We start from the raw sequence: 26,469 nt of genomic DNA on the forward strand, positions 1-26,469 counted from the left end.
ATGAAGCACTTTCTTTTTATTCTATTAATAGCAATAACTAGCAATACACTAGCTCAGGATCATTCAAATATTACTAAAGCCGCTGAACATGCTACAAACCCACTTGCATTTGTGACAAAGTTGCAATTCCAGCCTAACTATACAATGAAAGATAATGGTGGTGACCAATTGGTAATGATTAGTAGAATTATGCAGCCTTCAAAAACAATAGGCTTACCATTTATTAAAAGTAAAGACCCCTCAAAAATTTATACCATTTATCGATTGGAAGCCCCCGTTGCAAGTCAAACATTCCCAAACAATGCCGGAAATGCTACTGGGTTATCTGATTTAATTTTAATAGATGTTATTGCCTTTAAACAAAAGAAAGGCTTGTTTGGAGTTGGTCCTGTTTTGATAATGCCAACAGCAAGTTCAGAATATTTGGGTAGCGGAAAATGGAGTACAGGATTAGCAGGAGTTTATATGACAAAAGCTTTTGGATTAACTCTTGGAATTTTAGGTCAACAATTTGTAACTTTTGCTGGAGATTCTGAAAGGCAAGATCAAAATTACATGCTATTTCAACCCATTATTACTAAAATATTTAAAAAAGGATACTTTATGAATTTCTCACCTATTATGAAGTTTGATTGGGATAACGATGATTATAATATACCACTAGGTGTTAATTTTGGTAAAGCATTTGCTAAAAACCTTTCTATGTTTATTGGTGCAGAATATGTTGTTAGCGGTCCTGGTCAAGGAGATTTTACAATTAGATTGAACATTAACGCCATGTTTGCATCAACAAAATAAATTATGAAAAGAATCTTATTATTATTAATTACATTCTCAACTTTGCAAATAGCAAATGCGCAAGGCGATGGTGCTCGTATGATTTTATGGGGACCTAATGGAGTAACAGGTGTAATTCCAAAATGGATGAGTTTAAATCAAAATATTACGCCTGCCAATATTTTAGTTAAGGACGCAGATTTACATATCAATGCTTTCCCAATTACTGCCATTCACAATTTCGGAATTGCGGGTCGATTTGCTCAAGTCATGGTAAACGCTGTACCTGGTAATGTAAATGGTTCTGCAGCTATACCTGAAACAGGCACACCTATACCTACAAATATTACTGTTAATTCTAGTGGTTTCTCTGATGGATTTGTCGGTTTTAAATTGGGCTTGATAAACCAACCAGCATTAAATGTGAAAGAATATGCATCCTACGAACACAAAACTTTTTCCATGACAAGTTATACCCGTATTTGGTATTCTGGATCTTATGAACAAAATGAAGAATTAAATTTGGGAAGTAATCGCTGGACGTTTGAATTGGGATTGCCGATGAACATTTATTTAAGTAAAAAAAATCCTAAGAGAGCTACATGGTTAGAAGTGTATCCTGCAATCCATTTATATACGGCAAATAATAACCCTACGACTATTACAAAAGCAAATAAAACAGAACAGTTACCCTTGTTTAGTTTGGAAAATCACTTTAGCCATAATTTTACAGATAAACTGTGGGCAAGTTTAGATTTACGATATCAATTTGGTGGCGAATTAAAAGCTGACGGGGTAAAACAAGACAATAAAATAAATGCTTTAGGTGGCGGTGCAACGGTTGGTTATCAAATCATTCCTCCTTTAGCTTTGCATTTGTCTTATGGTGCTGTATTTAACAACGCTTCAAATGTGGAAGCAAATATGTTTAAAGTTACCCTACAATTCAGTTATGTGAATATGAAAAAATTAAATACAACAGCAAAATAAATTATTTAACTATGAAAAAATCAATCATTGTATCCCTTTTAATTTCAGTATTCTTGATGGTAAACTCTCAAGAAATAAGCGCTCAAAAATTTGATCGATCTGTACGAACATCCGAAAATTTTGAACCTACAATTCCACATCCAAATCAAGAGGATGCCGTAGCAAAAAAGCTAAAGGCGTTGAAAAAGAAAACTGGGAAAAAACCAAATATAGTTTGGTTGATTGTTGATGATATGGGTTATGGCGATCCTGGTTGTTATGGTGGTGGTGCTGCCATTGGCGCAGCAACTCCTAATATGGATAAATTTGCTGCCGAAGGTCTAAAATTAACCTCTGCATATTCACAACAAACCTGTACCTCCACCCGATCTGCCATTCGTACAGGACGTTTACCAGTTCGTACTGGCTTAATTCGTCCAATTTTGGCAGGAGATGTATTAACACAAAACCCTTGGGATACCGAAATTAGTATTGCAAAACTTTTAAGCGATGCTGGTTATTACACCTTGTTAACCGGCAAATGGCATATTGGTGAGGCAATTGGTATGCGGCCTCACGATGTTGGGTACGATGAGTTTTTAGGCTATTACCCTGCACAAAAAGAAGTTTCGCAAGGTGTTGATGCAAGACGTTACCCCGATTTAGTATTAAACCCTGAAAGGATGGCAGATTTTGAAGGAATAAAACCAGACGATCATTTACAACATGGTTGGAAAGGTGGAAAGACCGTAAAAGAAAGCCAAGTAAAATCTATTGAAGATATGGGGCGTGCTGATCAGGTATTGACTGATTTTACGATTTCTAAGATAAAAGAATTAGCAAAAGGTGATCAACCCTTTTTTATAGATCATAACTTTATGAAAGTTCATGCCGATAATCATGATAATCCGGATTATCCAGGTTTGAGTGCTGCAAAATATCAATATAAAAATGCTGTTGCAGAAGTAGATATGCATATAGGAAATATTATTAAAGCACTTGATGAAGCTGGCGTTTTAGAAAACACTTTTATTTTTATTACCTCAGATAACGGCCCGCAAATGGATAGTTGGCCCGATGGTGGCTACACACCTTTTAGAGGAGCCAAAGGAACTACTTTTGAAGGAGGAGTGCGTATTCCGGGTATTGCTTATTGGAAAGGTATGATAACCCCTGGTCGCCAAAGTGATGAGGTATTTGATTTGATGGATTTATTTGGAATTAATTTAAGATTAGCAGGCGTTTCTACGGATAAATTACCGAACAATAACTATTACGATTTTATAGATCAATCTAGTTTCTTGTTTCTAGATGATGGAAAAACAAATAGAGAGGCTGTTTATTTTTGGTTTGGAAAAGAACTTATGGCAATAAGAATGAAAGAATACAAACAACATATAAAAGTAATTATTCCGCAATCTACACATATGTGGATAGACTATTCAACCATACAAGATGTAGGATTAGCCCCTTGGATGTTTAATTTATACATCGACCCAAAAGAAGAAATGCCCGTAGGTCATAGACGCAGTGCTTGGTTAGCAACATTAGGTGCAAAACTAAAAAAGCATGCCGCTACATTTAAAAAATATCCACCTAAAAATATTGGTTTGTAAAATACGAACCCTTCGCATCCATACACATTACCAAGTCGCTCAAAAAGCCAACCGCACGAGCCAAAACTTGTCAAAGAGTATGGCTGCCCCAACGCTGACCTAAAAGGAAGCACGGACATACAACAAAGTGTATAAATCATTGGTCGATAAGTGGTTAGCGAGGAGTTTAGAACTATAAATAATATTTACAGTAAACTGAAAATGAAGCGCTTCGAAATGCCCAACGCTTCATACACAAACCGTTATAGGCAATCCCTCATAGAAACCCAAAAATTCCTCAGTACATTGGCTAACGAAAAATTGAGTAAATTCGATCTGAAAATTCTAATAAATATGATAATATCTTAAATGTATAAATTATTGATTTTCAGAAACATAATTTTACGTTAGTCAGAATTTCACGACAGAGAACCAAAATATTCAAAACATGAATAACACTTCTAAAATTGAAATAATAAAAAAATTAGGAATATCAGATGAAGAAATTAATCAATATGGAGATGTTTTCTTAATTAATTATTTAAAGTTTCATCACAAAAAGTACTTTGGTGAATCTTCAATTGTATTTCTTGGTTTTACTAAAGAAGAAATTGAACAATTTAAAAAAAAATCAAATTTATTTAAAATAAATGTCAAATTAAGAATTTCTCCTAATCTCAATTTTGTTTGCGTTAAAAAAGATTTTAAAGATGAAAAGCGAATTAATAAGTCAAAAGAAAATGGAGCTATAATCTTAACTGAAAGTGAATATTTAGAACTATTTAATGAAAATGAATATAACATTTATGATAATGAATTAATATTTCCAACATCAGTTGAAGAAGATTTAAGAATTGTAAAACCTTTGAGTAACTTCAATGAAAATATAGAAGTAGAAAGTTTTTCATTTTCAAACGAGAAAACATACTCAACTAATTTATTTGAGCAAACTTGTGATTGTAACGAATTTATTCAAAGTAATAAAAGTAAATATGAAAAAGGCGATTTAAGAAGATTTTGTAAACATCTACTTTTAGAATATAAGCAAACTTTTGCTCCAAGAAAATTATCAAAAATAAAAGATTTCTTAATTGAGAATGGATATTCTTTAAAAAGCAACTTCAAAAAAATAAATATCGAAAAAATAATTTTACCTATTTACTTTTCATATGATAATGACAATGAATGGTGTGATATTTATTTTCCAGTAAAAAATACATATAAAAAATACGGTTACAATCATATAGAAAAAAGATTCTCGTATGACGATAAACCATATGGTTATGTTCCTGCATTGAGAACCGAACTCAATAAAGTTTTTGGAACTAAAAACCAACAAAGCAAAATCAATAAAAAAGCAGTACCAAATCAAAACAAAGGCTGTGTCTCAGTTTTATTAATGCTTAGTTTTATGATTTTCGGTATTATATTTTTTATCATTAATTAAAGATAAGTTTCTAAATGGATAAACTTTTAAATATCACTTTAACACATGAATTTTATAGATGCTCAAAAGCATTTGAAAATTTTTGCAATCAAGCTGTTTATCTCAAATCAAATCCATCAAAAAGCGACCGAATTGATTGTTATAATTCTTATGTAGATTTTCTTTCTCATCTATATGAATTTTATTTATCCTTTATAAAAAATCAATTAAAAAGCAATAAATTGAGTACTTATGAAATTCATGAATTAAATAATGATATGAAAGACCATGAAAAACATGACACAATTCTCAATAATGAATTAAAAAAACTATTAAGGAATAGAAAAAATAGAATTGTCAATGGTTATAAAGATAATTTAATAATGTCAATTGATTTTTATAATAAAAAGTTTCCTGAAAAATTTGCTGAACATTTTAGATACATTAGAAACAGAAGAAATCATTCTGATTTTAGAAGAGCGTCTGATAATCATCATATTTCACTTAAAGAATTTTTCAAGCTATATCATGGTTACATGTTAATTATGTATCATGAAACCAAATGGCTTTGGGATGTTGATATAGAAAAATTTGAATGGAATGGAATTGAAGAATTTGCAACCGAAATTTTAAAATAAAAACTGCCTATAACACAGTGTATAATTAATGGCTAGGTCGAGCTTGCTTACGAAAATCCTGCGGATTTCCTATTCGGTTTTTATTTGTTATCTTCCGTGCTAAATCACGCCACTAATTATACACGAGACCGTTGGCGCTCATGATTGCGCAGCGTAATAAAAATAACGGTTAAATATTCCTAAAAACCAATATTACGGCAAATCTAATCGTGTAAATCTGACTTTCTCACTCAGCCGATTTCGGACCAAAGCAATACGCAAATATTACGGCTGACTGAAAAACATTCCGTATATCAAAACCTAATAAATCGGACTTCACTCACTCATGTGGTTTCGGACCATAGCAATACGCAAGCATTACGGCTGACAGACAAACTTTGCGGCATAACAAAGCGCTATAATCGGATTTAATTACTCTTACGATTTCGGATCCATAACAATGCGCAATCTGGACGGCGGACTGATAAACTATGCGGCAATGCAAAATGCGAAAATTGGTTGCTTAAAAATGGATAACCAGATTCTTAAAAATGTCACGTGCGCCAACATTATGTATAAAAAATTGCTACTTTAGGCAAAATTTAATGGCAAGTGCATTTTAGGACGGCTGATTTTCCTGCGGAAAATCATTCTCCTTTTGTCCGCAACTTCCCATACATGAGACCGTTGGCGCTCATGATTGCGGAGCGTAATAAAAATGGCGGTTTAATATTCCTAAAAACCAATATTACGGCAAATCTAATCCTGTAAATCTGACTTTCTTACTCAGACGATTTCGGACCAAAGCATTACGCAAATATTACGGCGGACTGATAACCAGTGCGTATATCAAAATCTAATAAATCGGACTTCACTCACTCATGCGATTTCGGACCATAGCAATACGCAAGTATTACGGCGGACAGACAAACTTTGCGGCATAACAAAGCGCAATAATCGGATTTAATTACTCTTGAGATTTCGGATCCATAACAATGCGCAAGCTAGACGGCAAAGCTAAACGCAAAAACTAGTGTTTTAAGATTGGATAAACAGATTCTTAAAAATGTCACGTGCGCCAACAATATGTATAAAAAATTGCTACTTTAGGCAAGAATTTATGGCAAGTGCATTTTAGGACGGCTGATTTTCCTACGGAAAATCATTCTCCTTTTGTCCGCAACTTCCCATACATGAGACCGTTAGCCCACATGCTCACTCGGTTCTAAAAAAGTGGTTTAATCACAAAATATCTGCTACTGCTACTCCTACTCCTACTCCAATTCAATTCGCTAAAAACGGAATTTCTTACTCTTGCGGTTTCGGACACATAACTTTACGCAAGCAGTACGGCGGACTGATAAACTGTGTGGAAAAGCAAAACGCAACAAATCGGATTTTATCACTGCTGCGATTTCGGACACATAACTTTGCGCAATCTGGACGGCGGATTGATAAACTGTGCGGCAAACCAAAACGGAATAAATTGGATTTTCTAACTGTTGCGGTTTCGGATTCTTAACAGTTCGCAAGCAGCACAACGGATTAATAAATACGGCAAATCAGTTCGTGAAAAATTTGTTGTTTAAATTGGCTAATACAGATTCTACAAAAACAAACGTGGGCTAACACAGTGTATAATTAATGGCTAGGTCGAGCTTGCTTACGAAAATCCTGCGGATTTTCTGTTCGGTTTTTATTTGTTAACTTCCGTGCTTAATCACGCCACTAATTATACACGAGACCGTTAGCCAACATGCTCACTCGGTTCTAAAAAAGTGGTTTAATAACAAAATATCCGCTAACTCCTACTCCAAATTAATTCGCTAAAAACTGACTTTCTTACTCTTGCGATTTCGGACACATAACTTTACGCAATCTGGACTGCGGACTGATAAACTGTTCGGCAAACCAAAACGCAACAAATCGAATTTTCTTACTCTTACGGTTTCGGACACATAACTTTGCGCAATCTGGACGGCGGACTGATAAACTGTGTGGTAAACCAAAACGGAATAAATTGGATTTTCTAACTGTTGGGATTTCAGATCTTTACATTTCGCAAGCAGCACATCGGATAAATAAAATTTACGACAAATCAGTTCGTGAAAAATTTATTGTTTAAATTGGGTAATAAAGATTCTACAAAAACAAACGTGGGCTAACAATATGTATAATTAATTGCTTTGGTCAGTGATTACTTGGAAAATTCCTTCGGAATTTTCTCGCTCTCGGTTTTGTTTGTTAAATTAGTCCCATAATACGCAACTAAATTATACATGTAGCCGTTAGCCAACATGCTCACTCAGTTCTAAAAAAGTGGTTTAATAACAAAATATCCGCTAACTCATACTCCAAATTAATTTGCTAAAAACGGAATTTCTTACTCTTGCGATTTCGGACACATAACTTTACGCAATCTGGACGGCGGACTGATAATCTGTGCGGTAAAGCAAAACGGAATAAATCGGATTTTCTCACTGTTGCGATTTCGGACACATAACTTTGCGCAATCTGGACGGCGGACTGATAATCTGTGCGGCAAACCAAAACGCAATAAATTGGATTTTCTCACTGTTAAGAATTCGGATTTTTAGCAATTCGCAAGCAGCAAAACGAATTAATAAATTTTACAGCAAATCAGCTCGTGAAAAATTTGTTGTTTAAATTGGTTAATACAGATTCTACAAAAACATACGTGGGCTAACACAGTGTATAATTAATGGCTAGGTCGAGCTTGCTTACGAAAATCCTGCGGATTTTCTATTCGGTTTTTATTTGTTATCTTCCGTGCTTAATAACGCCACTAATTATACACGAAACCGTTAGCGTTCATGGTTCACTCAAATCGAAAAACAGTGGTTTAAAAGCTAAAAAACCAAGCACTCTCCTACTCTTTCCAAACACAAAAAGTGCTTAAAGTATAAATTGTTTTATAAGATTTGTGGCAAAGTAAAACGTAACAAATCGGACTTTCTTACTCATGCGATATCGGACACATAACTTTGCGCAATCTAGACGGCGGACTGACAAACTTTGCGGCAAAACAAACTGCAATAATTCGGATTTAACTCACTCTTGAGATTTCGGACTATAGCAATACGCAATCTGTGCGGCGCACTGAAAAACTGAATGAAAAAGCAAAGCGCCTAAATTCGGATTTCATCACTCAAACGGTTTCAGGCAAAATCAAGACGCAAGCTGGACGGTAAAGGAAAGCGCAATAAATTAGTTGTTTAAAAATGGACTTCTCTTTATTCTATAAATTGCACGTACGCTAACAATATGTATAAAAAATTGCTACTTTAGGCAAAATTTAATGGTAAGTGCATTTTAGGACGGCTGATTTTCCTGCGGAAAATCATTCTCCTTTTGTCCGCAACTTCCCATACACGACACCGTTGTAAAACATTAACAAAATGAACGAAAACAAAGGATTAGACATCTTTGGAATTAAACCAGTTGCATCTGCAATTGACTCTACTGTTAAAAAGAGTTTAGAAGGAATTGAGGGATTTTTGACTTTAGTTTGCAAACCAGCATTAGGAGAAATTGGATTAATGGCTCAAGACCAAGTTAGATATTGGAGACTTGGAAATGCTATTAAAATGTTGGAAAAAGCGAAAGGAAAAATAGAATTCAATAATGACAAACTTGAATTAAAATCACATCCAAGAATTGGATTATCAATAATTGAGAATAGTTCCTTAATTGACAATGATTTCGTACTAGACTTATGGGCTGGATTATTTGCGTCTTCTTGCACATTAGATGGACAAGACGATGAGAATTTAATATTTGTTGACCTTCTAAAAAGTTTAACAACAGCGCAAGCAAAGATTTTAAAGTATTCAGTCGAAAATTGCAGAAAAATACTTTATCCCAATGGATTAGTTACAGCAGATGGAGACTTAACCGTTCACGCAGATGAATTAAAGAAAATCACTGGAGTAAATAATATTCATAGAATTGACAGAGAATTAGATAGTCTAAATTATATGGGATTAATTCCTTCATTATCGGGAGGGTTTAGTGCTTCTGGACCAGATTTAGTTGCAAATATTTGTCCAACTTATTTATCATTGAGTTTGTATATTAGATGTCAAGGTTCATCACTTGACCCAGACGTATTCTGGAAAGATAAACTAATAACCGAAGAGCAGTTAAATAAGGAAAAAGAAGAAATAGCAAAGAAAGAAGCGGAAGAAAGAAGGAAAGTTGCGGAAGAAAAAAGAAAGAACAAGGAATAAAACGTTTTACAACACCGTGTATAATTAATGGCTAGTTCTCGCCTACTTACGAAAATCCTCTGGATTTTCTATTCGGTTTTTATTTACTAAATTAGGTGCTTAAACACGCCACTAATCATACACAAAACCGTTGTAAAACATTAACAAAATGAACGAAAACAAAGGATTAGACATCTTTGGAATTAAACCAGTTGCATCTGCAATTGACTCTACTGTTAAAAAGAGTTTAGAAGGAATTGAGGGATTTTTGACTTTAGTTTGCAAACCAGCATTAGGAGAAATTGGATTAATGGCTCAAGACCAAGTTAGATATTGGAGACTTGGAAATGCTATTAAAATGTTGGAAAAAGCGAAAGGAAAAATAGAATTCAATAATGACAAACTTGAATTAAAATCACATCCAAGAATTGGATTATCAATAATTGAGAATAGTTCCTTAATTGACAATGATTTCGTACTAGACTTATGGGCTGGATTATTTGCGTCTTCTTGCACATTAGATGGACAAGACGATGAGAATTTAATATTTGTTGACCTTCTAAAAAGTTTAACAACAGCGCAAGCAAAGATTTTAAAGTATTCAGTCGAAAATTGCAGAAAAATACTTTATCCCAATGGATTAGTTACAGCAGATGGAGACTTAACCGTTCACGCAGATGAATTAAAGAAAATCACTGGAGTAAATAATATTCATAGAATTGACAGAGAATTAGATAGTCTAAATTATATGGGATTAATTCCTTCATTATCGGGAGGGTTTAGTGCTTCTGGACCAGATTTAGTTGCAAATATTTGTCCAACTTATTTATCATTGAGTTTGTATATTAGATGTCAAGGTTCATCACTTGACCCAGACGTATTCTGGAAAGATAAACTAATAACCGAAGAGCAGTTAAATAAGGAAAAAGAAGAAATAGCAAAGAAAGAAGCGGAAGAAAGAAGGAAAGTTGCGGAAGAAAAAAGAAAGAACAAGGAATAAAACGTTTTACAACACCGTGTATAATTAATGGCTAGTTCTCGCCTACTTACGAAAATCCTCTGGATTTTCTATTCGGTTTTTATTTACTAAATTAGGTGCTTAAACACGCCACTAATCATACACAAAACCGTTGGCAATAATTCTCTCCTTCATGCTCTCAAAAAATAAACTAATTAGATTTTAAACCTTTGTACAATATTTAAGTCATAGTATCAAAATACTTAAAATAAAAAATTATGAAAATAGATTTCTTAAACTTGTTATTATTAGCTTCCATATTTTTTGGTTGTAGTAACGATGATGTCTATATTAATAACGAGTCTAATGAGGATGAAGTCATTGAATTACCTACTCCAGATTTGCCATACTCAATAGTTGATACAGATGTTTTTGAGTTCTATAGTGATAATGCCATAATTACAGCACCAAATGTAAGTGATGCTTTTTATGGTCAAGATGCTACTTATATTGGAAATCAACCATCATACACCGACAATGGTGACGGAACTATAACAGATAATGTTACAGGTTTAATGTGGCAACAAAATATGGGGGATAAAATGTCTTATGACGATGCTGTAACATTAGTAGAAACTATAAATTTAGGTGGACATACAGATTGGAGAATACCTACCATAAAAGAGCTTTATTCATTAGCTTATTTTACAGGGCAATGTTTTGGTGAAGATGCTGTAACGATGTTCATTGACATAGATTATTTTGAGCAACCTATAGGTGATGAATCTTTAGGAGAAAGAGAGATAGATGCACAAACATGGTCTAAAACACATTATGTAGGACAAGTAATGAATGGAGATGAAGCAATTTTTGGTTATAATTTTGTTGATGGTAGATTAAAGGCATATCCAAAATATAGCCCTTCAAATGGTTCTCCTAACACTATGTATTTTAGAATGGTAAGAGGTAACGAATCTTATGGTAAAAACAACTTTACCGATAATGGAGATGGAACAATTACAGATAATGCAACAGGTTTAATGTGGCAACAGGCGGATGACGGCAATACTTATGATTGGGAAAATGCATTGGACTACGCAGAATCACTTACACTTGGTGGGCACAGTGATTGGAGAATGCCAAATGCAAAGGAATTACAAAGTATAGTTAATTATACGCGAAGTCCTTCAACCTCTTCTTCTCCTGCCATTGATCCATTGTTTTCTTGTACAGAGATTACAGATACAGATGGTAATTCTGGGCAGTATGGTTATTATTGGTCAAGCTCCCCATTAAAAGATGGCCCAACTCCATATACCGATGCAGTATACTTCTGTTTTGGAGAGGCACAAGGAGTAATGAATAATGTACTAATGGATGTACATGGTGCAGGAGCACAACGTAATGACCCAAAATCTGGTAATTCAGCAGATTTTCCTGATAATTTTGGTCCACAAGGTGATGTTCGTTATGTATATAATTTTATAAGAGCCGTAAGAAATATTAAATAACTACTGCCAACAATAGCTATAATTAATACGGGTTTCGGTGCTTAACCCAAAGTTTAGTGTATTTTTATAATGTCCGCCAAATCTTTTGATTTGGCTTTAGAACAAAAAAGATAAAACAAAATAAAAAGTTTTGGCTAAGTGTTTAATCGGAAATTAATTTCTTTTTTATTCCCGTACTAATCATAGCCTAGACCGTTGTGCCTAATTTAAGAAAATGATTGCGGAAATAAATAAAGCTTGGAATTGGAAAGGATTTAACGCAACCGAAATCATTCGCACGAATGAATTTGGAAACGTGATTTTCAAAACGGACAAAAACGAATATTGGAGGATTTGTCCCGAAGAAATTAGTTGTGGAAAAATAGCGGAATCTGACTCTGAATTTATAGAAGATTGGGAAATGACAAACCTTGTGAATATTGCGAAATCGGAACTTGGAGAATTAAAAGAAAACGAAAAATATTGTCTGAAAATGTCGGCTGTTATTGGCGGAGAATATGAAAAATCTAATCTTGGAAAAATTAGTTTTGCGGAATTAATTGCTTTTAGTGGAGATTTAGGATTTCAGATAAAGGATTTGAAAGACGGACAAAAAATAAAGCTGAATATAAAAAACTAGGCACAACACCGTATATAATTTATTGCTAGTTCTAGCCTACTTACGAAAATCCTCGCGGATTTTCTATTCGGTTTTTATTTGCTAAATTAAGTGCTTAAACCACGCAACAAACCATATACAAACACGTTGTGGGTAATGTAACCAAACCAAATAGAAAAAATGAATGTAGAAAGTTTACTTAATAAGATTAAAATATTTACGGAATTAGTAATTGAATCTGGATTTAAAAGAGACGTAGTGGACTACAAGCAATCTATAGCCCAAGCTCAAAACCAGAATTTAGTCTTTATGAAAGGGCTTTCTGAAAATATAAAAGAGAATCTCATTTACTTTGAAAACAATTCTCTTGATAGTGAATTAAATAGCGTATTAAGAGAAAATGAACCTTTCACTTCTTTGAACACATTGGAGGAATTAGAAGAATTAGATTCCGACAAAGAAATAGATGGACAGCAATATTTTCAAAAGTTCAATGCAATCCTAAATCGACTTCAAAAAGCAATACAAACAAACGAACCTGAACTGAATACTGTTAAAACTACATTTGACAAATATGTTTCAGAAGACGATGATTACGAAAGTGACGGAGAACAAGCCGTTATGTCTTTGATATTTAAAGACCTCGAGTCAACAGGAAGTTTAAAGGAGTTTTCAAGAGTGCTACATCGATGGAATAGAACTTTACTTATTTATCATACTTTACTTAAGTCTGAATCACCAAAAGAGATTTCACTCGTTGAAATTCAGAATGGTTCAATTGATGTGATTTTCAATATAGATTTTGATGTTGCTATTGACTTAACAGAACTAATCAAAACAGGATTAAGAGTCTATGGAGCATATCTATTATATAAATCCAAAACGGCTAAAGAAATTATTGCTTCTTATATGGGCAATAAAAAATTAATCGCAACCGAGAAAGAAAGAGAGAAATTAATGTTAGATAACATTAAAGATTCGATAAAATTAAAAGCACTTGAACAACATAAGGAAAATTTAAAAACAGATTCACCACCTGCAAAAGCAGGAGCAACCAAAAAAGCAGATGAAGTTGCAAAAGTTATTACTGACCATATAGTAAAAGGCAATGAAGTTAAACTTTTGACACCACCTGAACCAGAAGAAGAAGATAAACCTGATATGTCAACTGAATTAAGAACAGAGACTGCAACTGTAAGAGAAAGATGGAAAAAGCTGGACGAAAAAGAAAAACAATTATTCCTGGACAAATACACAATTAAGGAAGAGGAAGAAAAACCAAATGAATAAAACACTACCCACAACAACGTGTATAATTAATGGCTAGTTCTCGCCTACTTACGAAAATCCTCGCGGATTTTCTATTCGGTTTGTATTTGCTAAATTAGGTGCGTGAAACACGCCACTAATCATACACAAACACGTTGTGGTGCATATAAAAAATGAGAACTAACTTCAAAATATCGTTACTAATTTTACTAGTTTTTACTATTATTGGATGTCACAGTAATAACAAGAAAGAAAAACAGTTGGTAAAAATAGAGTTCGGAAACATAAATTCTGAAAACGATAGTCTTGGTGTTGAATTAGAGTTAAACAGATTTAAGAATTGGAAAGACATACTCAAACGAACTGAAAGAATTGCTTGTAATGACAGCTTACCGAAAATCACTATAAAATCAGACAACAGAATAAAGACAATTTATTTCCTAAATCCTTGTTGGGACGACTTTGGTTGCATTTTAATTCGAAAAAAAAATGTGATTGAAATTCACAATGATACTATTAATAAATCAGATATGAATTTCTATCAAATAGATAGTTTACAAAAAGTAATAAAGAGAGATATAGAAAACAATGGGAAGAATCCAGATTTATGTGATAATCAAGATAAATTACTTTTTTACATTTCGTATAATGATAACTTAATCGGAAATTTACCTAAAACATTAGATGAACTAACAGAAAGCTATTATCGAATTACAGGAAAAACGGATATTAAAATATGGTTAAATGAAAAAATATACTTTGTTCCACCACCACCGCCAACAATAGAACTAGATCAAACTGAATAAAAAATACGCACCACAACAAAGTGTATAATTAATGGCTAGGTCGAGCTTGTTTACGAATATTCCTGCGGAATATTCTATTCGTTTTTTATTTGTTAACTTCCGTACTAAATCACGCCACTAATCATACACGAAGCCGTTGCCAACAATATGAAAAAACTGTTTCAAATATTAATTCTACTATTAATCACGGCTTGCGGTTCAACAAAAAATACGTCTGACCGAATTGCGGACGAAAAATTTAAATTGTGTTCTGAATTAAAATACGAAAAACTGATAACCCAGTATTATAGTCGGACTGATGAAAAACTTATTCTTAAACAGAATATTCATAGTTTACTTGAAAATTATCTAATTCAAGAAAACTATCTGACAGAAATAAGTAAAAATGGATATTCGGAATTACTGAACAAAGCTGTACGAAAAGAAATCGATACTAAATTCTTTGAGAAATTTAAAGCTGATTTAGAATTTGACCCTTTACTTTTATTTCCTCGTAATTATCAATCAGGTTGTTATGACTATTTAATTATTCAATTAAAAATATTGGACGAAAATAGTTGGCAATATAAATTCAGAGACGATTATTGGAAATCAGAGGTTGAAGGTTTTTTAATGTCTGACAACGGACATATAAATAATGCTTTAAATAAAATTCCAGAAGAAAAATTTGAAATGTTAATTTATAGAAAATTGTTTTTGGATTTAATATACGTACATCTGAATTAAAAATACTGTTGGCAACAACGTGTATAATTAATGGCTAGTTCGAGCTTGCTTACGAATATTCCTGCGGAATATTCTATTCGGTTTTTATTTGTTAAATTTCGTGCTAAATCACGCCACTAATCATACACCAGACCGTTGTACGTAATTTGAGAAAATCGGAACTGAAATAGAAAATAAAAAATTAATTAAATGAGCGGAGGAGCTGGACATGTTGCGGATATGAATAATAGAATGAAACAAAATCGTTCTATGAAAACATCTAACAAACCGAAATTTAAATCTAATAATAGAGATTTGAATTTTTCAAGTGGCGAATCTGAAAAACTGAATTTTAAAAAAGTTTCAGAAGAGGAACTTACTCGAATTAAAACTGAAATTAGAAAGAAAGCGGAATCGGAACGAAAAAAGGAAAGAATAATATTCGCCTTGACTGTCTTAATTCTAATCATTATTTTGACTATATTTTTGAACTAGTATTTTGAAAATAATAATCTGAAAAATAAAAACTACGTACAACACCGTATATAAAAAATTGCTGGTGTTGTGCTAAAAAAAAGGTCGTTGCACGTTTGCTATGTCTGAATTTCCTTCGGAAATTCCTCGCACGCAAACCCGCAACTTTCCATATACAAACACGTTGTGGCTAATTTAAGATGACCGAAAACAAAATGAAAAAAATTGACCTTTTCTGCATAGGAATTTATATTCTGTTTGGCGGACTAATATTCTTTTTTTACCGACAATCTGTTTTCCCTCAAAAGACTATAAACACATTACTCTTGGCTCTGACTTTTGGAGGCCCTTTATCTCTTTTCTGGATGTATTATCAAAGATTTAGAGAAAAATTAATTACTCTAATTTGGTTCGGACTAGGATTAATTCAATGGTATATATTAAACGGACTAAAAAGCAACTCTGATTTTAAGTCAGCGGTTGGTTCTTATGCAAATTATGACAAAACCTTAATCGGACTTGTAATACTTTTGACAATTTTCAGAATAATAAGTTTAGTTTTTACAAAACAAGAATTTATGATTGCAGCTTGGTTTTCACCAAAAGATAACCGAAAATTAAATACTTTGGATACTATATTTACATTCGTTGGATTTTTAAGCCTAATTGGATTAAGTGAAATATAAAAAAACTAGCCACAACACAGTGTATAATTAATGGCTAGTTCGAGCTTGCTTACGAATATTCCTGCGGAATATTCTATTCGTTTTTTATTTGTTAACTTTCAAGCTTAATAACGCCACTAATTATACACGAAACCGTTAGCTACAATTAAACAAAACGAAAATGGGATTAGGAAGACCGATAAGGACAATATTCATAACAGAGGATTTTCATTACTCTGAAATTGATTTTGAATTAGATTCATTTATTGAGTTTTTAGATTTGACCAATCAACAAATAGATGAAAAAGTAAAAAAATACTTAAAAGAGTATAACGACACACCTGATTTGGCTAAAGACTTGAATTATGACCCAATTGACATTTATATAAAACAAAAGAATTTACAGCTTTATTATAGCTCAATTATAGTATCTATCTATTCATTTTTAGAGCAATCCTTATTGCGCTTATGTGAAATTGCAGAAAAAAACAAACGAATTAAAATTGACGATATATCTGGTAAAGGAATTTTCAGGTTCAAAAGATACCTCGAAAAAGTAATTGAAATTGACTTTGAAGAAATTAATAGTGAATGGAATGAAATTACTAAACTCAACCACTTAAGAAATGTCTTTGTACATTCATCAAATTATAGACTGAATAAATCGGAAACTAAGACAAGAATAAACTCTATAAAAGAGATAAAACAATTGAATGTTATTGAGCAAGGAGAATATTATAAAATTGAATTTACAGATGATGAATCAATAAGATTTTTTGTAGAAACTATTCGGACATTTTTAAATAAAATACACACAGGCAAACAGTAGCTAACACGGTGTATAAAACATAGCTAATAAGTGTTTAACCGAAAAGTTCTTGCTTATTTACTAAAACCGCCAAATTTTTAATTTGGCTTTTAAATGAGAAAAAAATAAAAACAAAATATAAAAATTCGGCTCAGTGTTAATCCGAAAAGTTAGTGTCTTTTTGCACGCTACGTTCCATACACAATCACGTTACCACACATTAAAAAGAACAATGAAAATAAATTTAACATTATCAATTCTTCTAACATTTCTCTTTGGAATCATAAATGCTCAAACGGTTGAGGAATTATACAACAAAAGAGATTTTAAGGAACTGATAAAGTTTGCAGACAAATCGGAAGATTTAACAAAAGAGCAATTATATTGTGTTGGTTATGCCTTTTTTCAACTTGAGAATGATAAAAAGGCTATTGAAATGTATGACAAAGCGATTACTAGAGGTTTAGATGATGATAATATCTATTTATACAAAGGGCTTTCTTTAAGGTATGACCAACAATATGACAAAGCGGTAGAAACATTCAAAATCGCCATTGACAGAAATCCAAAAGGGCAAAAAAACTATACAGAATTAGGTAACACATTTTACTATCAAAAAAAACACGATTCTGCCTTAGTATATTTTTACAAAGCAAGAGAATTAGATTTTGAACTTGGCGACCCATATTTTAAAGTTCCAGATATTTATCATATTCAGCAAAACTTCACAAAAGCACTCGAAGAATATTATACAAGTGCTTCATTAATTAATAAAGAAGACCCGACTTATATTGAAATTTTAAAATCAATTGGATTACTAGAATATACCGTCACTAAAAATTACAATAATTCAATCAAAGCATATTCAGAAGTAGTTTCCCTTTTACCAAAGGATTACAATATTTATCCCAAATTAATTAAAGCATATTATGCTAATGAAAACTATATGAAAGGAGATAGTTTAATCAGTATAATGAAAGCCGAATATGAAAAAGGGACTTTACCTGAAGAATACCAAAAATATGGAAGTGTTGCAATAGACGAATTTGAGTGGAATGGTCAAAAAGTAATAACTTATAAATATTTTAAAGAAACTAAAGAAACTCTCGATATAATGTATAAGATTTATCTTTTGAGTAAAGATGATAAATCTGTAGAACGGACTTTAATGACCGAAAAGACAATCCAGATTGGAGAAGATGGAGCTAAACATCTTTTGTGTGAAAGAGAAAAAAATGGTGTTCATCATACTTATCCTTATGGTTGGTCAACAGATGAAATTGACTATCCAAGTTTAAAAAAGTCAGTGATTTTAGTACTGAATAAAGAAATGAACCCATCTGCTTCCTCAAGTTTTGGAACGAAGCCAAAAGACAAGAAAAAGAATAAATAACGTGTGGTAACAACGTGTATAATTAATGGCTAGTTCGAGCTTGCTTACGAAAATCCTCGCGGATTTTCTATTCGGTATGCATTTTCTAAATTAGTGGCTTAAACACGCCACTAATCATACACAAAACCGTTGGCGCTCATGATTGCGCAGCGTAATAAAAATAACGGTTAAATATTCCTAAAAACCAATATTACGGCAAATCTAATCGTGTAAATCTGACTTTCTCACTCAGCCGATTTCGGACCAAAGCAATACGCAAATATTACGGCGGACTGAAAAACATTCCGTATATCAAAACCTAATAATTCGGACTTCACTCACTCATGCGACTTCGGATTCCAAGCAAAACGCAAGCATTACGGCGGACAGACAAACTGTGCGGCTTAACAAAGCGCAATAATCGGATTTAATTACTCTTACGATTTCGGATCCATAACATTGCGCAATCTGGACGGCGGACTGATAAACTATGCGGCAATCCAAAATGCGAAAATTAGTTGCTTAAAAATGGATAATCAAATTCTTAAAAATGTCACGTGCGCCAACAATATGTATAAAAAATTGCTACTTTAGGCAAAATTTAATGGCAAGTGCTTTTTAGGACGGCTGATTTTCCTGCGGAAAATCATTCTCCTTTTGTCCGCAACTTCCCATACACGACACCGTTACCCAAAATTAAAACCATCATTTTATACAATTGAGTTCAATATTAAAAACCATAGACTTCTTTCAATTTTTAAAAGTTAGATACGCAGGAAATATTCCATATCAAAATATTTTAATTGTTGGACTTATATTGGGATGGTTTACTTATCTCGGATTAGAAAGAAATTGGATACCAATTAAATTAATTATTTCTATTACTATAACCGTAAGTGCCATAATAACTTTTTGGTTTAAAAAATTTTATAAAAATAATTTGGGTTTTTATTGGTCATTCTTTCATAATATTGGTATTGGATTAATTTTTGCTTTCTTGTTTTTAAAAAGTAATGATTTATTATCTTCAAAACCAATAGTATATAACAATTACCGAATAACTGATGTAAGATTTGTTCATGGTATTACCTCTAGAGGTAGTAGAACAAGTCCAATGAAACCTATTATTTCAATTGATTTTAAGGGAACAAATAAAAATTTTACTTTAAGTCCAGTAGACTCAAAAAATATAACAATTAGAAATGCATATATCGGAGTAAAAGAAGGATTTTGGAATTATGATGTTATTAAATCAATCGATATTGCAAGAAAACAAAAATAACTTTGGGTAACACCAGCTATAGTTCATTGCTTCTGACCTTCCTCGCGGAAAGTCCTCGCAAATTTGCTATCTTCGGTGCACGGCGGAAAATCCTCGCGGATTTTCACGCAACGAAACCATAGCCATAACCGTTAGCATACATTAAAACCGAATCGTAATCGAGAACCAAAATTGAAATAGTAAAAAGTGGAAAAAGAAGAAATTAGAATTGCTTTTAATGAAATTAAAGGATTTCTCGATAAATATTTTCCTGACAATTATAACGAATCAGAACAATATGAGGAATGTTACCATATTAATGTTTATTCCCAAAACGAAGAAGATTCATCAGTTTGGTTTGAATTTGATATTGGAAATTCGGAATTAATTGTTGGTTTTGGAATTAGTCATATTCATTATGGAAAACAATACGGAATAGAAATATCAGAAGGACTAAATCGACTTTTAGATTTTTTTACCACAAAAATGAAAAGAACTGATTACTATAAAGGCAAGGTGAATTTTAAGAATGTGTATGAAATAAAAAGAGAAAATGGAACTTATGAAAATTTAGGAACAAGTTCTATACTATTTCTCTATCCTTTTTGGAAAGAAACGACTAAAAAAGTGACTGAACATTCTGAATTAATAAAAGACGAAAATATTAAAACGGAACTTGAAAAAATAAGAGAACGAATAAATAACGTATGCTAACACCGTATATAATTTATTGCTTGGTACTAGCCTATTTACGAAAATCCTCGCGGATTTTCTATTCGGTTTTTATTTGCTAAATTAGGTGCTTAACCACGCAACAAACCATATACATCAACGTTGTGCAGCATTTGACCAAAAACATGAAATTAATCAAAATATTACTTCATATTTTAGTAATTATAGTATTCTTCACCAATTGCAATAATGACACCCATTTAGAAAAAAATAGCATAAGAAAATCTGATTCTGAATTAAAAATTATCAAGAAACGACAAGATTCACTAATTGATGTTTATTTAAAAAATGGTGCTTGGAAATACTCTTATTACTCTTCAGAATGGCAATCTGAAATTGACAAAGGATTAGCTAAAGACTCTACAATTGCTTATATGTGGCAGCAAAAAGCAATGCCGCTTTTTAAACAAGGTAAGTATGAAATAGGAATGGAATATATAGATAAAGCTGTAAAATATGACAGACAGCGTTGGCAAGACTATAGAGCATTCATAAAATGCATCTTTGCGAAAACGTATAGAGAAGCCATAAAAGATTTTGAAGATTATAAAAAACGTTTTGGATATGGCTATGTAATGGATCACACCTATGATTTTCATATTGGACTTTCATATTTACAACTAAATGAATTTAAGAAGTCAGAACAAATTTTTAAAATTGATTACGAAAAGCAACTTTCAGAACACGGAGAGCATTGGTTACACCCAGTTGATTTATTTTATTATGGTATTAGTAAATATGAACAAAAGAAATATAAAGAAGCTATAGACTTATTCGATTTAGCTCTTAAAATACATACTCAATTTTCAGATGTACAATATTACAAAGCGTTATGTTTAGGTAAAATTGGGAAAATTGAAGAAGCAAAAGAATTAATGAGAATAGCTGAAAATAATGGAAAATTAGGATTTTCTTTTAATGAGGACAATGCTATTTATGAAAGATACCCCTACCAAGTTAGATGGAAATAAAAACGCTGCACAACAAGGTGTATAATTAATGGCTAGGTCGAGCTTGCTTATGAATATTCCTGCGGAATATTCTATTAGGTTTTTATTTGTTAACTTTCGTGCTAAATCACGCCACTAATCATACACGAGACCGTTGGCGCTCATGATTGCGTAACGTAATAAAAATAGCGGTTTAATATTCCTATAAACTAATTTTACGGCAAATCTAAACGCTCTAATCAGAATTTCACACTCTTACGATTTCGGACCAAAGCAATACGCAAATATTACGGCGGACTGAAAAACATTGTGTATATCAAAACCTAACAAATTTGAACTCACTCACTCATGCGACTTCGGATCCCAAGCAATACGCAAGCATTACGACGGACAGACAAACTTTGCGGCAATGCAAAATGCAAAAATTAGTTGCTTAATAATGGATAATCAGATTCTTAAAAATGTCACGTGCGCCAACAATATGTATAAAAAATTGCTACTTTAGGCTAGAAATTATGGCAAGTGCATTTTAGGACGGCTGATTTTCCTGCGGAAAATCATTCTCCTTTTTGTCCGCAACTTCCCATACATGAGACCGTTAGCCAACATGCTCACTCGGTTCTAAAAAAGTGGTTTAATCACAAAATATCTGCTTACTCCTACTCCAAAATAATTCGCTAAAAAACTGAATTTATTACTCTTACGATTTCGGACACATAACTTTACGCAATCTGGACGGCGGACTGATAATCTATGCGGTAAAGCAATTCGCAATAAATCGTATTTTCTCACTGTTGCGATTTCGGACACATAACTTTGCGCAATCTGGACGGCGGACTGATAAACTGTGCGGCAAACCAAAACGCAATAAATTGGATTTTCTCATTGTTGCGGTTTGGGATTCTTAACAGTACGCAAGCAGCACATCGGATTAATAAAGTTTACGGCAAATCAGTTCGTGAAAAATTTGTTGTTTAAACTGGCCAATACAGATTCTACAAAAACAAACGTGGGCTAACACAGTGTATAATTAATGGCTAGGTCGAGCTTGCTTACGAAAATCCTGCGGATTTCCTATTCGGTTTTTATTTGTTATCTTCCGTGCTTAATAACGCCACTAATTATACACGAGACCGTTAGCCCACATGCTCACTCGGTTCTAAAAAAGTGGTTTAATCACAAAATATCTGCTAACTCCTACTCCAAATTAATTCGCTAAAAGCTGACTTTCTTACTCTTGCGGTTTCGGACACATAACTTTACGCAATCTGGACGGCGGAGTGATAAACTGTTCGGCAAAGCAAAACGCAATAAATCGGATTTTATCACTGTTGCGATTTCGGACACATAATTTTGCGCAATCTGGACGGCGGATTGAAAAACTGTTCGGCAAACCAAAACGCAATAAATCGGATTTTCTCACTCTTACAATTTCGGACACATAACAATTCGCAAGCAGGACAACGGATTAATAAATACGGCAAATCAGTTCGTGAAAAATTTGTGTTTAAATTGGTTAATACAGATTCTATAAAAACATACGTGGGCTAACAATATGTATAATTAATTGCTTTGGTTAGTCATTACTTGGAAAATTCCTTCGGAATTTTCTCGCTCTCGGTTTTGTTTGTTAAATTAGTCCCGAAATACGCAACTAAATTATACATGTAGCCGTTAGCCCACATGCTCACTCGGTTCTAAAAAAGCGGTTTAATCACAAAATATCTGCTAACTCCTACTCCAAATTAATTCGCTTAAAACTGACTTTCTTACTCTTGCGATTTCGGACACATAATTTTGCGCAATCTGGACGGCGGAGTGATAAACTGTTCGGCAAACCAAAACGCAACAAATCGGATTTTCTCACTCTTACGATTTCGGACACATAACAATTCGTAAGTAAGACAACGGATTAATAAATACGGCAAATCAGTTCGTGAAAAATTTGTTGTTTAAATTGGTTAATACCGATTCTACAAAAACAAACGTGGGCTAACACAGTGTATAATTAATGGCTAGGTCGAGCTTGCTTACGAAAATCCTGCGGATTTTCTATTCGGTTTTTATTTGTTATCTTCCGTGCTAAATTACGCCACTAATTATACACGAAACCGTTAGCCTCAATTTACAAAACCCTAACTGCAAATAATGAACATGAGTAATTTTGAATTTATAGGAGATTGGAGTATTAATACACAACTGGATACATTATCAAAGATAGATTCAGATTATTGGCATTCTTATGAAAAGAGAAAGGCACACACGGAGCTTCTTGAAAAAGGACTTGTTCCATTGACAATTGTAGATAAACGAGATTATAACCCTGAACCACTTCCAGAACAAATTCAGGCTCTCGACTTTCTTTTATCAAATGAATCAAAATTGTTAGATGCAATCACTGAATGTTTTATTGAGAAAATAAATCCTTTTTATGTCGAAGCATGCGGAGAAGATGACTGGATTCCCTCAAGTTTAAGTAAAAATAATTTAGGAGAATTGCTAAGAATAACATCAATTAAGGTTACTGAAGAATCAAAAAATGGAGTAGCCTACACGGTATTTGAATTTGAATATAGAGGGGATGAAGAACATGGTATTGCAGTTGTATTAAATGAAACACGGCTTGTTGGATTTGGTGGTTTAGGTGATTTAGGATTTGATGTTATTAACAAAGATTTAGGAAATGTCGAACCTGTTGATTATGACAAACTAGTTGAAGAATCAAAATTCGGTTCTGATATGGTACATAAACCTTTAGGACAATACGGAAAATTTAAACCATGGCAACTTGATTCAACTGAAGACTACTTTAGTAAACTTCTTAGGAATAAAGAAAACGACAGATTGATAGAGGAAATAAAAACCAATAATTGGGACATTAATCTAAGGTTTCCTTCTTTGAATAAGAATTTAGTTGATTTAGCTGCATACGCAAACAATATTGAAGCCATTGAATATTTAATTAGTAATGGTGCGGATTATTCCAAATCTATTTTAGAGTGCACAGATTATTATATAAAAAAGGAAGCTATTAAGTGTTTAGTTGCACATGGCGCAAATGTCGATGAATTAAACTATTGGGATGTAACTCCTTTGCATAATGAGATATTAAATTATGTTGGGGCATTTCGTAATAAGAAGGAAGAAGAAATCGAAGCATACAAAGATAAACTACAATTCTATGTTTCTGTTGGTTCTAATCCAATGTCATGTGATAAGGAAAATAATGATTACAAATCAGTTCTTCGAAAGAGGTGGAATGAAAAGTATTTGACTGAAAACGATATATTTAGGAAAGTGGAAGAATTGATATTTCCAAATCAGAACAAAGGAACTAAATGGAGATTTTGGGAGAAAAACTGAGGCTAACAATAAATATACGTAATGCGGGGCGATTTGGTAAATTTGAAGTCTAAATTATTTAACAAACAAAGTAGCGGTTTGATAGTGAAGTGCCTTGAAATCCCGCACTACGCATATTCGTGCCGTTAGCCACAATTGAGCACATTTGAACCCGAATAACACCTCAAGCTAACGTGAGTAATTTTGAAAATATTTTAATGAAAAAATTACATTTGGTCCAGATTTTCACTCAAAAAACTTATTGAAGAATATGATTGACTACAAATTAAAACCATTAATCCCCCTAATGTTTCGGATACCTGGAGTAGCCATTCTTCTTTGCGGGCTTTTTTTTATTGGTACTTTTAGTCATGTATCTATTTTAGGAATATTTCTTACATTAACTTCAATACCAATAGTATTTACTAAAAACGGAATACTGATGGATTCAAATAAAAAACGGATAAAAAATTATATAGGCCTTTTTAAATTAAAAGCTGGGAGGTGGAAAGCTATCGATAATTATCCATTTGTTACATTATTGCATTTGAATTTAGTAAGTCGAGGAGAAAGTAATTCTGGCTTAAATTTTTATGATAAGCAAAAAGTTTACAGAATCTGTTTACTTAATGAAAATCACAGAGAAAAAGTTAAAATTGTTGATTTTACTGATTTAGATAAAGCAATTATAGAAGTAAATAAAATAGCTAAGTCTTTTGACATAAGATTCACAAAGTACTCACCTTTATAAAAAAACTGTGGCTAACAAGGTGTATAATTAATGGCTAGTTTGAGCTTGCTTACGAATATTCCTGCGGAATATTCTATTCGGTTTTTATTTGCTAACTTTCGTGCTAAATAACGCCACTAATTATACACAAACACGTTAGCACCAATTAACAAACTGAATGAAAAAAATACTATCATCAATTTTAATTTTTACCTGCATAAATTGTGTTTTAGGACAAGAAAAAGAAAACTTATATGTTGGAAAATGGATAACGGAACCAAACGCAAATGGAATGATTAATTTGATTAATCTAAACCATGATGGTTCTGGAATTGCAGGACCTGGAGTTTATAAAAATGGAAAAATTGAATTATCTCGATTTATGAAATCTGACTTAAAAGATTGGAAAATAGAAAAAGATACTTTGACTTTAATTACAAAACCTATACCAAGAGGTAATAATAGAGAGCCAAAATCAATAACACTTATCTATATAATTTTAGAAAAGGAAAATAATAAATTTACAGCGTATTACTCTGACCCCGAGATGGACAAAATGATGGAAGCAGCTGGTGAAAAAGCTGAACCGATTAAATTGGAATTTAAAAAAATGGAATAAAAACAGGTGCTTACAAGGTGTATAATTAATGGCTTGTTCGAGCTTACTTACGAAAA

The 26,469-nt window shown here is 32.7% G+C and carries 22 protein-coding genes; all 22 read left to right on the forward strand.

Going from position 1 to position 26,469, the window contains the following annotated elements; all coding sequences use genetic code 11:
- Positions 1-798, forward strand: a complete 798-nt coding sequence (locus tag JJL45_RS11730; RefSeq protein WP_202664143.1) for a hypothetical protein — start codon at positions 1-3, stop codon at positions 796-798.
- Between the two features lie 3 nt (positions 799-801).
- On the forward strand, positions 802-1,767 hold the full coding sequence (locus JJL45_RS11735; protein ID WP_068605336.1) for a transporter: 966 nt from the start codon (positions 802-804) through the stop codon (positions 1,765-1,767).
- 11 nt (positions 1,768-1,778) lie between these two features.
- Positions 1,779-3,362, forward strand: coding sequence for an arylsulfatase (locus tag JJL45_RS11740; protein WP_082936009.1), 1,584 nt, complete (start codon positions 1,779-1,781; stop codon positions 3,360-3,362).
- A gap of 427 nt (positions 3,363-3,789) precedes the next feature.
- On the forward strand, positions 3,790-4,788 hold the full coding sequence (locus tag JJL45_RS11745) for a hypothetical protein (RefSeq protein WP_068605332.1): 999 nt from the start codon (positions 3,790-3,792) through the stop codon (positions 4,786-4,788).
- A 14-nt stretch (positions 4,789-4,802) separates the two neighbouring features.
- On the forward strand, positions 4,803-5,405 hold the full coding sequence (locus JJL45_RS11750; RefSeq protein ID WP_068605330.1) for a hypothetical protein: 603 nt from the start codon (positions 4,803-4,805) through the stop codon (positions 5,403-5,405).
- Between the two features lie 3,398 nt (positions 5,406-8,803).
- Positions 8,804-9,634, forward strand: coding sequence for a hypothetical protein (locus JJL45_RS11755; RefSeq protein WP_202664144.1), 831 nt, complete (start codon positions 8,804-8,806; stop codon positions 9,632-9,634).
- Between the two features lie 148 nt (positions 9,635-9,782).
- Positions 9,783-10,613, forward strand: a complete 831-nt coding sequence (locus JJL45_RS11760; RefSeq protein ID WP_202664144.1) for a hypothetical protein — start codon at positions 9,783-9,785, stop codon at positions 10,611-10,613.
- Between the two features lie 236 nt (positions 10,614-10,849).
- Positions 10,850-12,082 carry a DUF1566 domain-containing protein gene (locus JJL45_RS11765; RefSeq protein WP_082936012.1) on the forward strand — a complete coding sequence of 411 codons (1,233 nt, stop codon included), beginning with the start codon at positions 10,850-10,852 and terminating at the stop codon, positions 12,080-12,082.
- Between the two features lie 214 nt (positions 12,083-12,296).
- Entirely contained in the window at positions 12,297-12,701 is a 405-nt protein-coding gene (locus JJL45_RS11770; RefSeq protein ID WP_068605375.1) for a T6SS immunity protein Tdi1 domain-containing protein, read from the forward strand.
- A 159-nt stretch (positions 12,702-12,860) separates the two neighbouring features.
- Positions 12,861-13,970 carry a hypothetical protein gene (locus JJL45_RS11775; protein WP_068605378.1) on the forward strand — a complete coding sequence of 370 codons (1,110 nt, stop codon included), beginning with the start codon at positions 12,861-12,863 and terminating at the stop codon, positions 13,968-13,970.
- Between the two features lie 152 nt (positions 13,971-14,122).
- Positions 14,123-14,755 (forward strand): hypothetical protein, encoded by a 633-nt coding sequence (locus JJL45_RS11780; protein WP_068605380.1) that lies wholly within the window; start codon positions 14,123-14,125, stop codon positions 14,753-14,755.
- A gap of 147 nt (positions 14,756-14,902) precedes the next feature.
- Positions 14,903-15,481, forward strand: a complete 579-nt coding sequence (locus tag JJL45_RS11785; protein ID WP_068605328.1) for a hypothetical protein — start codon at positions 14,903-14,905, stop codon at positions 15,479-15,481.
- A gap of 189 nt (positions 15,482-15,670) precedes the next feature.
- On the forward strand, positions 15,671-15,955 hold the full coding sequence (locus JJL45_RS11790; protein WP_068605326.1) for a hypothetical protein: 285 nt from the start codon (positions 15,671-15,673) through the stop codon (positions 15,953-15,955).
- A gap of 194 nt (positions 15,956-16,149) precedes the next feature.
- Entirely contained in the window at positions 16,150-16,620 is a 471-nt protein-coding gene (locus JJL45_RS11795; protein WP_202664145.1) for a hypothetical protein, read from the forward strand.
- 160 nt (positions 16,621-16,780) lie between these two features.
- Positions 16,781-17,428: a hypothetical protein gene (locus JJL45_RS11800; RefSeq protein WP_068605322.1), complete on the forward strand. Its 648-nt coding sequence runs from the start codon at positions 16,781-16,783 to the stop codon at positions 17,426-17,428.
- Between the two features lie 211 nt (positions 17,429-17,639).
- A complete protein-coding gene (locus JJL45_RS11805; RefSeq protein WP_068605320.1) occupies positions 17,640-18,800 on the forward strand; it encodes a tetratricopeptide repeat protein in 1,161 nt (386 codons plus the stop codon).
- Positions 18,801-19,497: 697 nt separating this feature from the next.
- Positions 19,498-20,061 carry a hypothetical protein gene (locus JJL45_RS11810; RefSeq protein ID WP_068605318.1) on the forward strand — a complete coding sequence of 188 codons (564 nt, stop codon included), beginning with the start codon at positions 19,498-19,500 and terminating at the stop codon, positions 20,059-20,061.
- Between the two features lie 186 nt (positions 20,062-20,247).
- On the forward strand, positions 20,248-20,754 hold the full coding sequence (locus tag JJL45_RS11815; RefSeq protein ID WP_068605316.1) for a hypothetical protein: 507 nt from the start codon (positions 20,248-20,250) through the stop codon (positions 20,752-20,754).
- Positions 20,755-20,897: 143 nt separating this feature from the next.
- Positions 20,898-21,743, forward strand: a complete 846-nt coding sequence (locus tag JJL45_RS11820; RefSeq protein WP_068605315.1) for a tetratricopeptide repeat protein — start codon at positions 20,898-20,900, stop codon at positions 21,741-21,743.
- A 2,133-nt stretch (positions 21,744-23,876) separates the two neighbouring features.
- The gene (locus JJL45_RS11825; protein ID WP_202664146.1) at positions 23,877-25,085 is read left to right on the forward strand and encodes a DUF6985 domain-containing protein; all 1,209 of its coding nucleotides are present in this window, start codon (positions 23,877-23,879) and stop codon (positions 25,083-25,085) included.
- 250 nt (positions 25,086-25,335) lie between these two features.
- A complete protein-coding gene (locus tag JJL45_RS11830; RefSeq protein ID WP_068605311.1) occupies positions 25,336-25,815 on the forward strand; it encodes a hypothetical protein in 480 nt (159 codons plus the stop codon).
- Positions 25,816-25,972: 157 nt separating this feature from the next.
- Entirely contained in the window at positions 25,973-26,413 is a 441-nt protein-coding gene (locus tag JJL45_RS11835) for a hypothetical protein (RefSeq protein ID WP_068605309.1), read from the forward strand.
- Positions 26,414-26,469: the final 56 nt, after the last annotated feature.

Origin of the sequence: Tamlana sp. s12 (assembly GCF_016767215.1) — a bacterium.
Taxonomy (GTDB): Bacteria; Bacteroidota; Bacteroidia; order Flavobacteriales; family Flavobacteriaceae; genus Pseudotamlana; species Pseudotamlana agarivorans.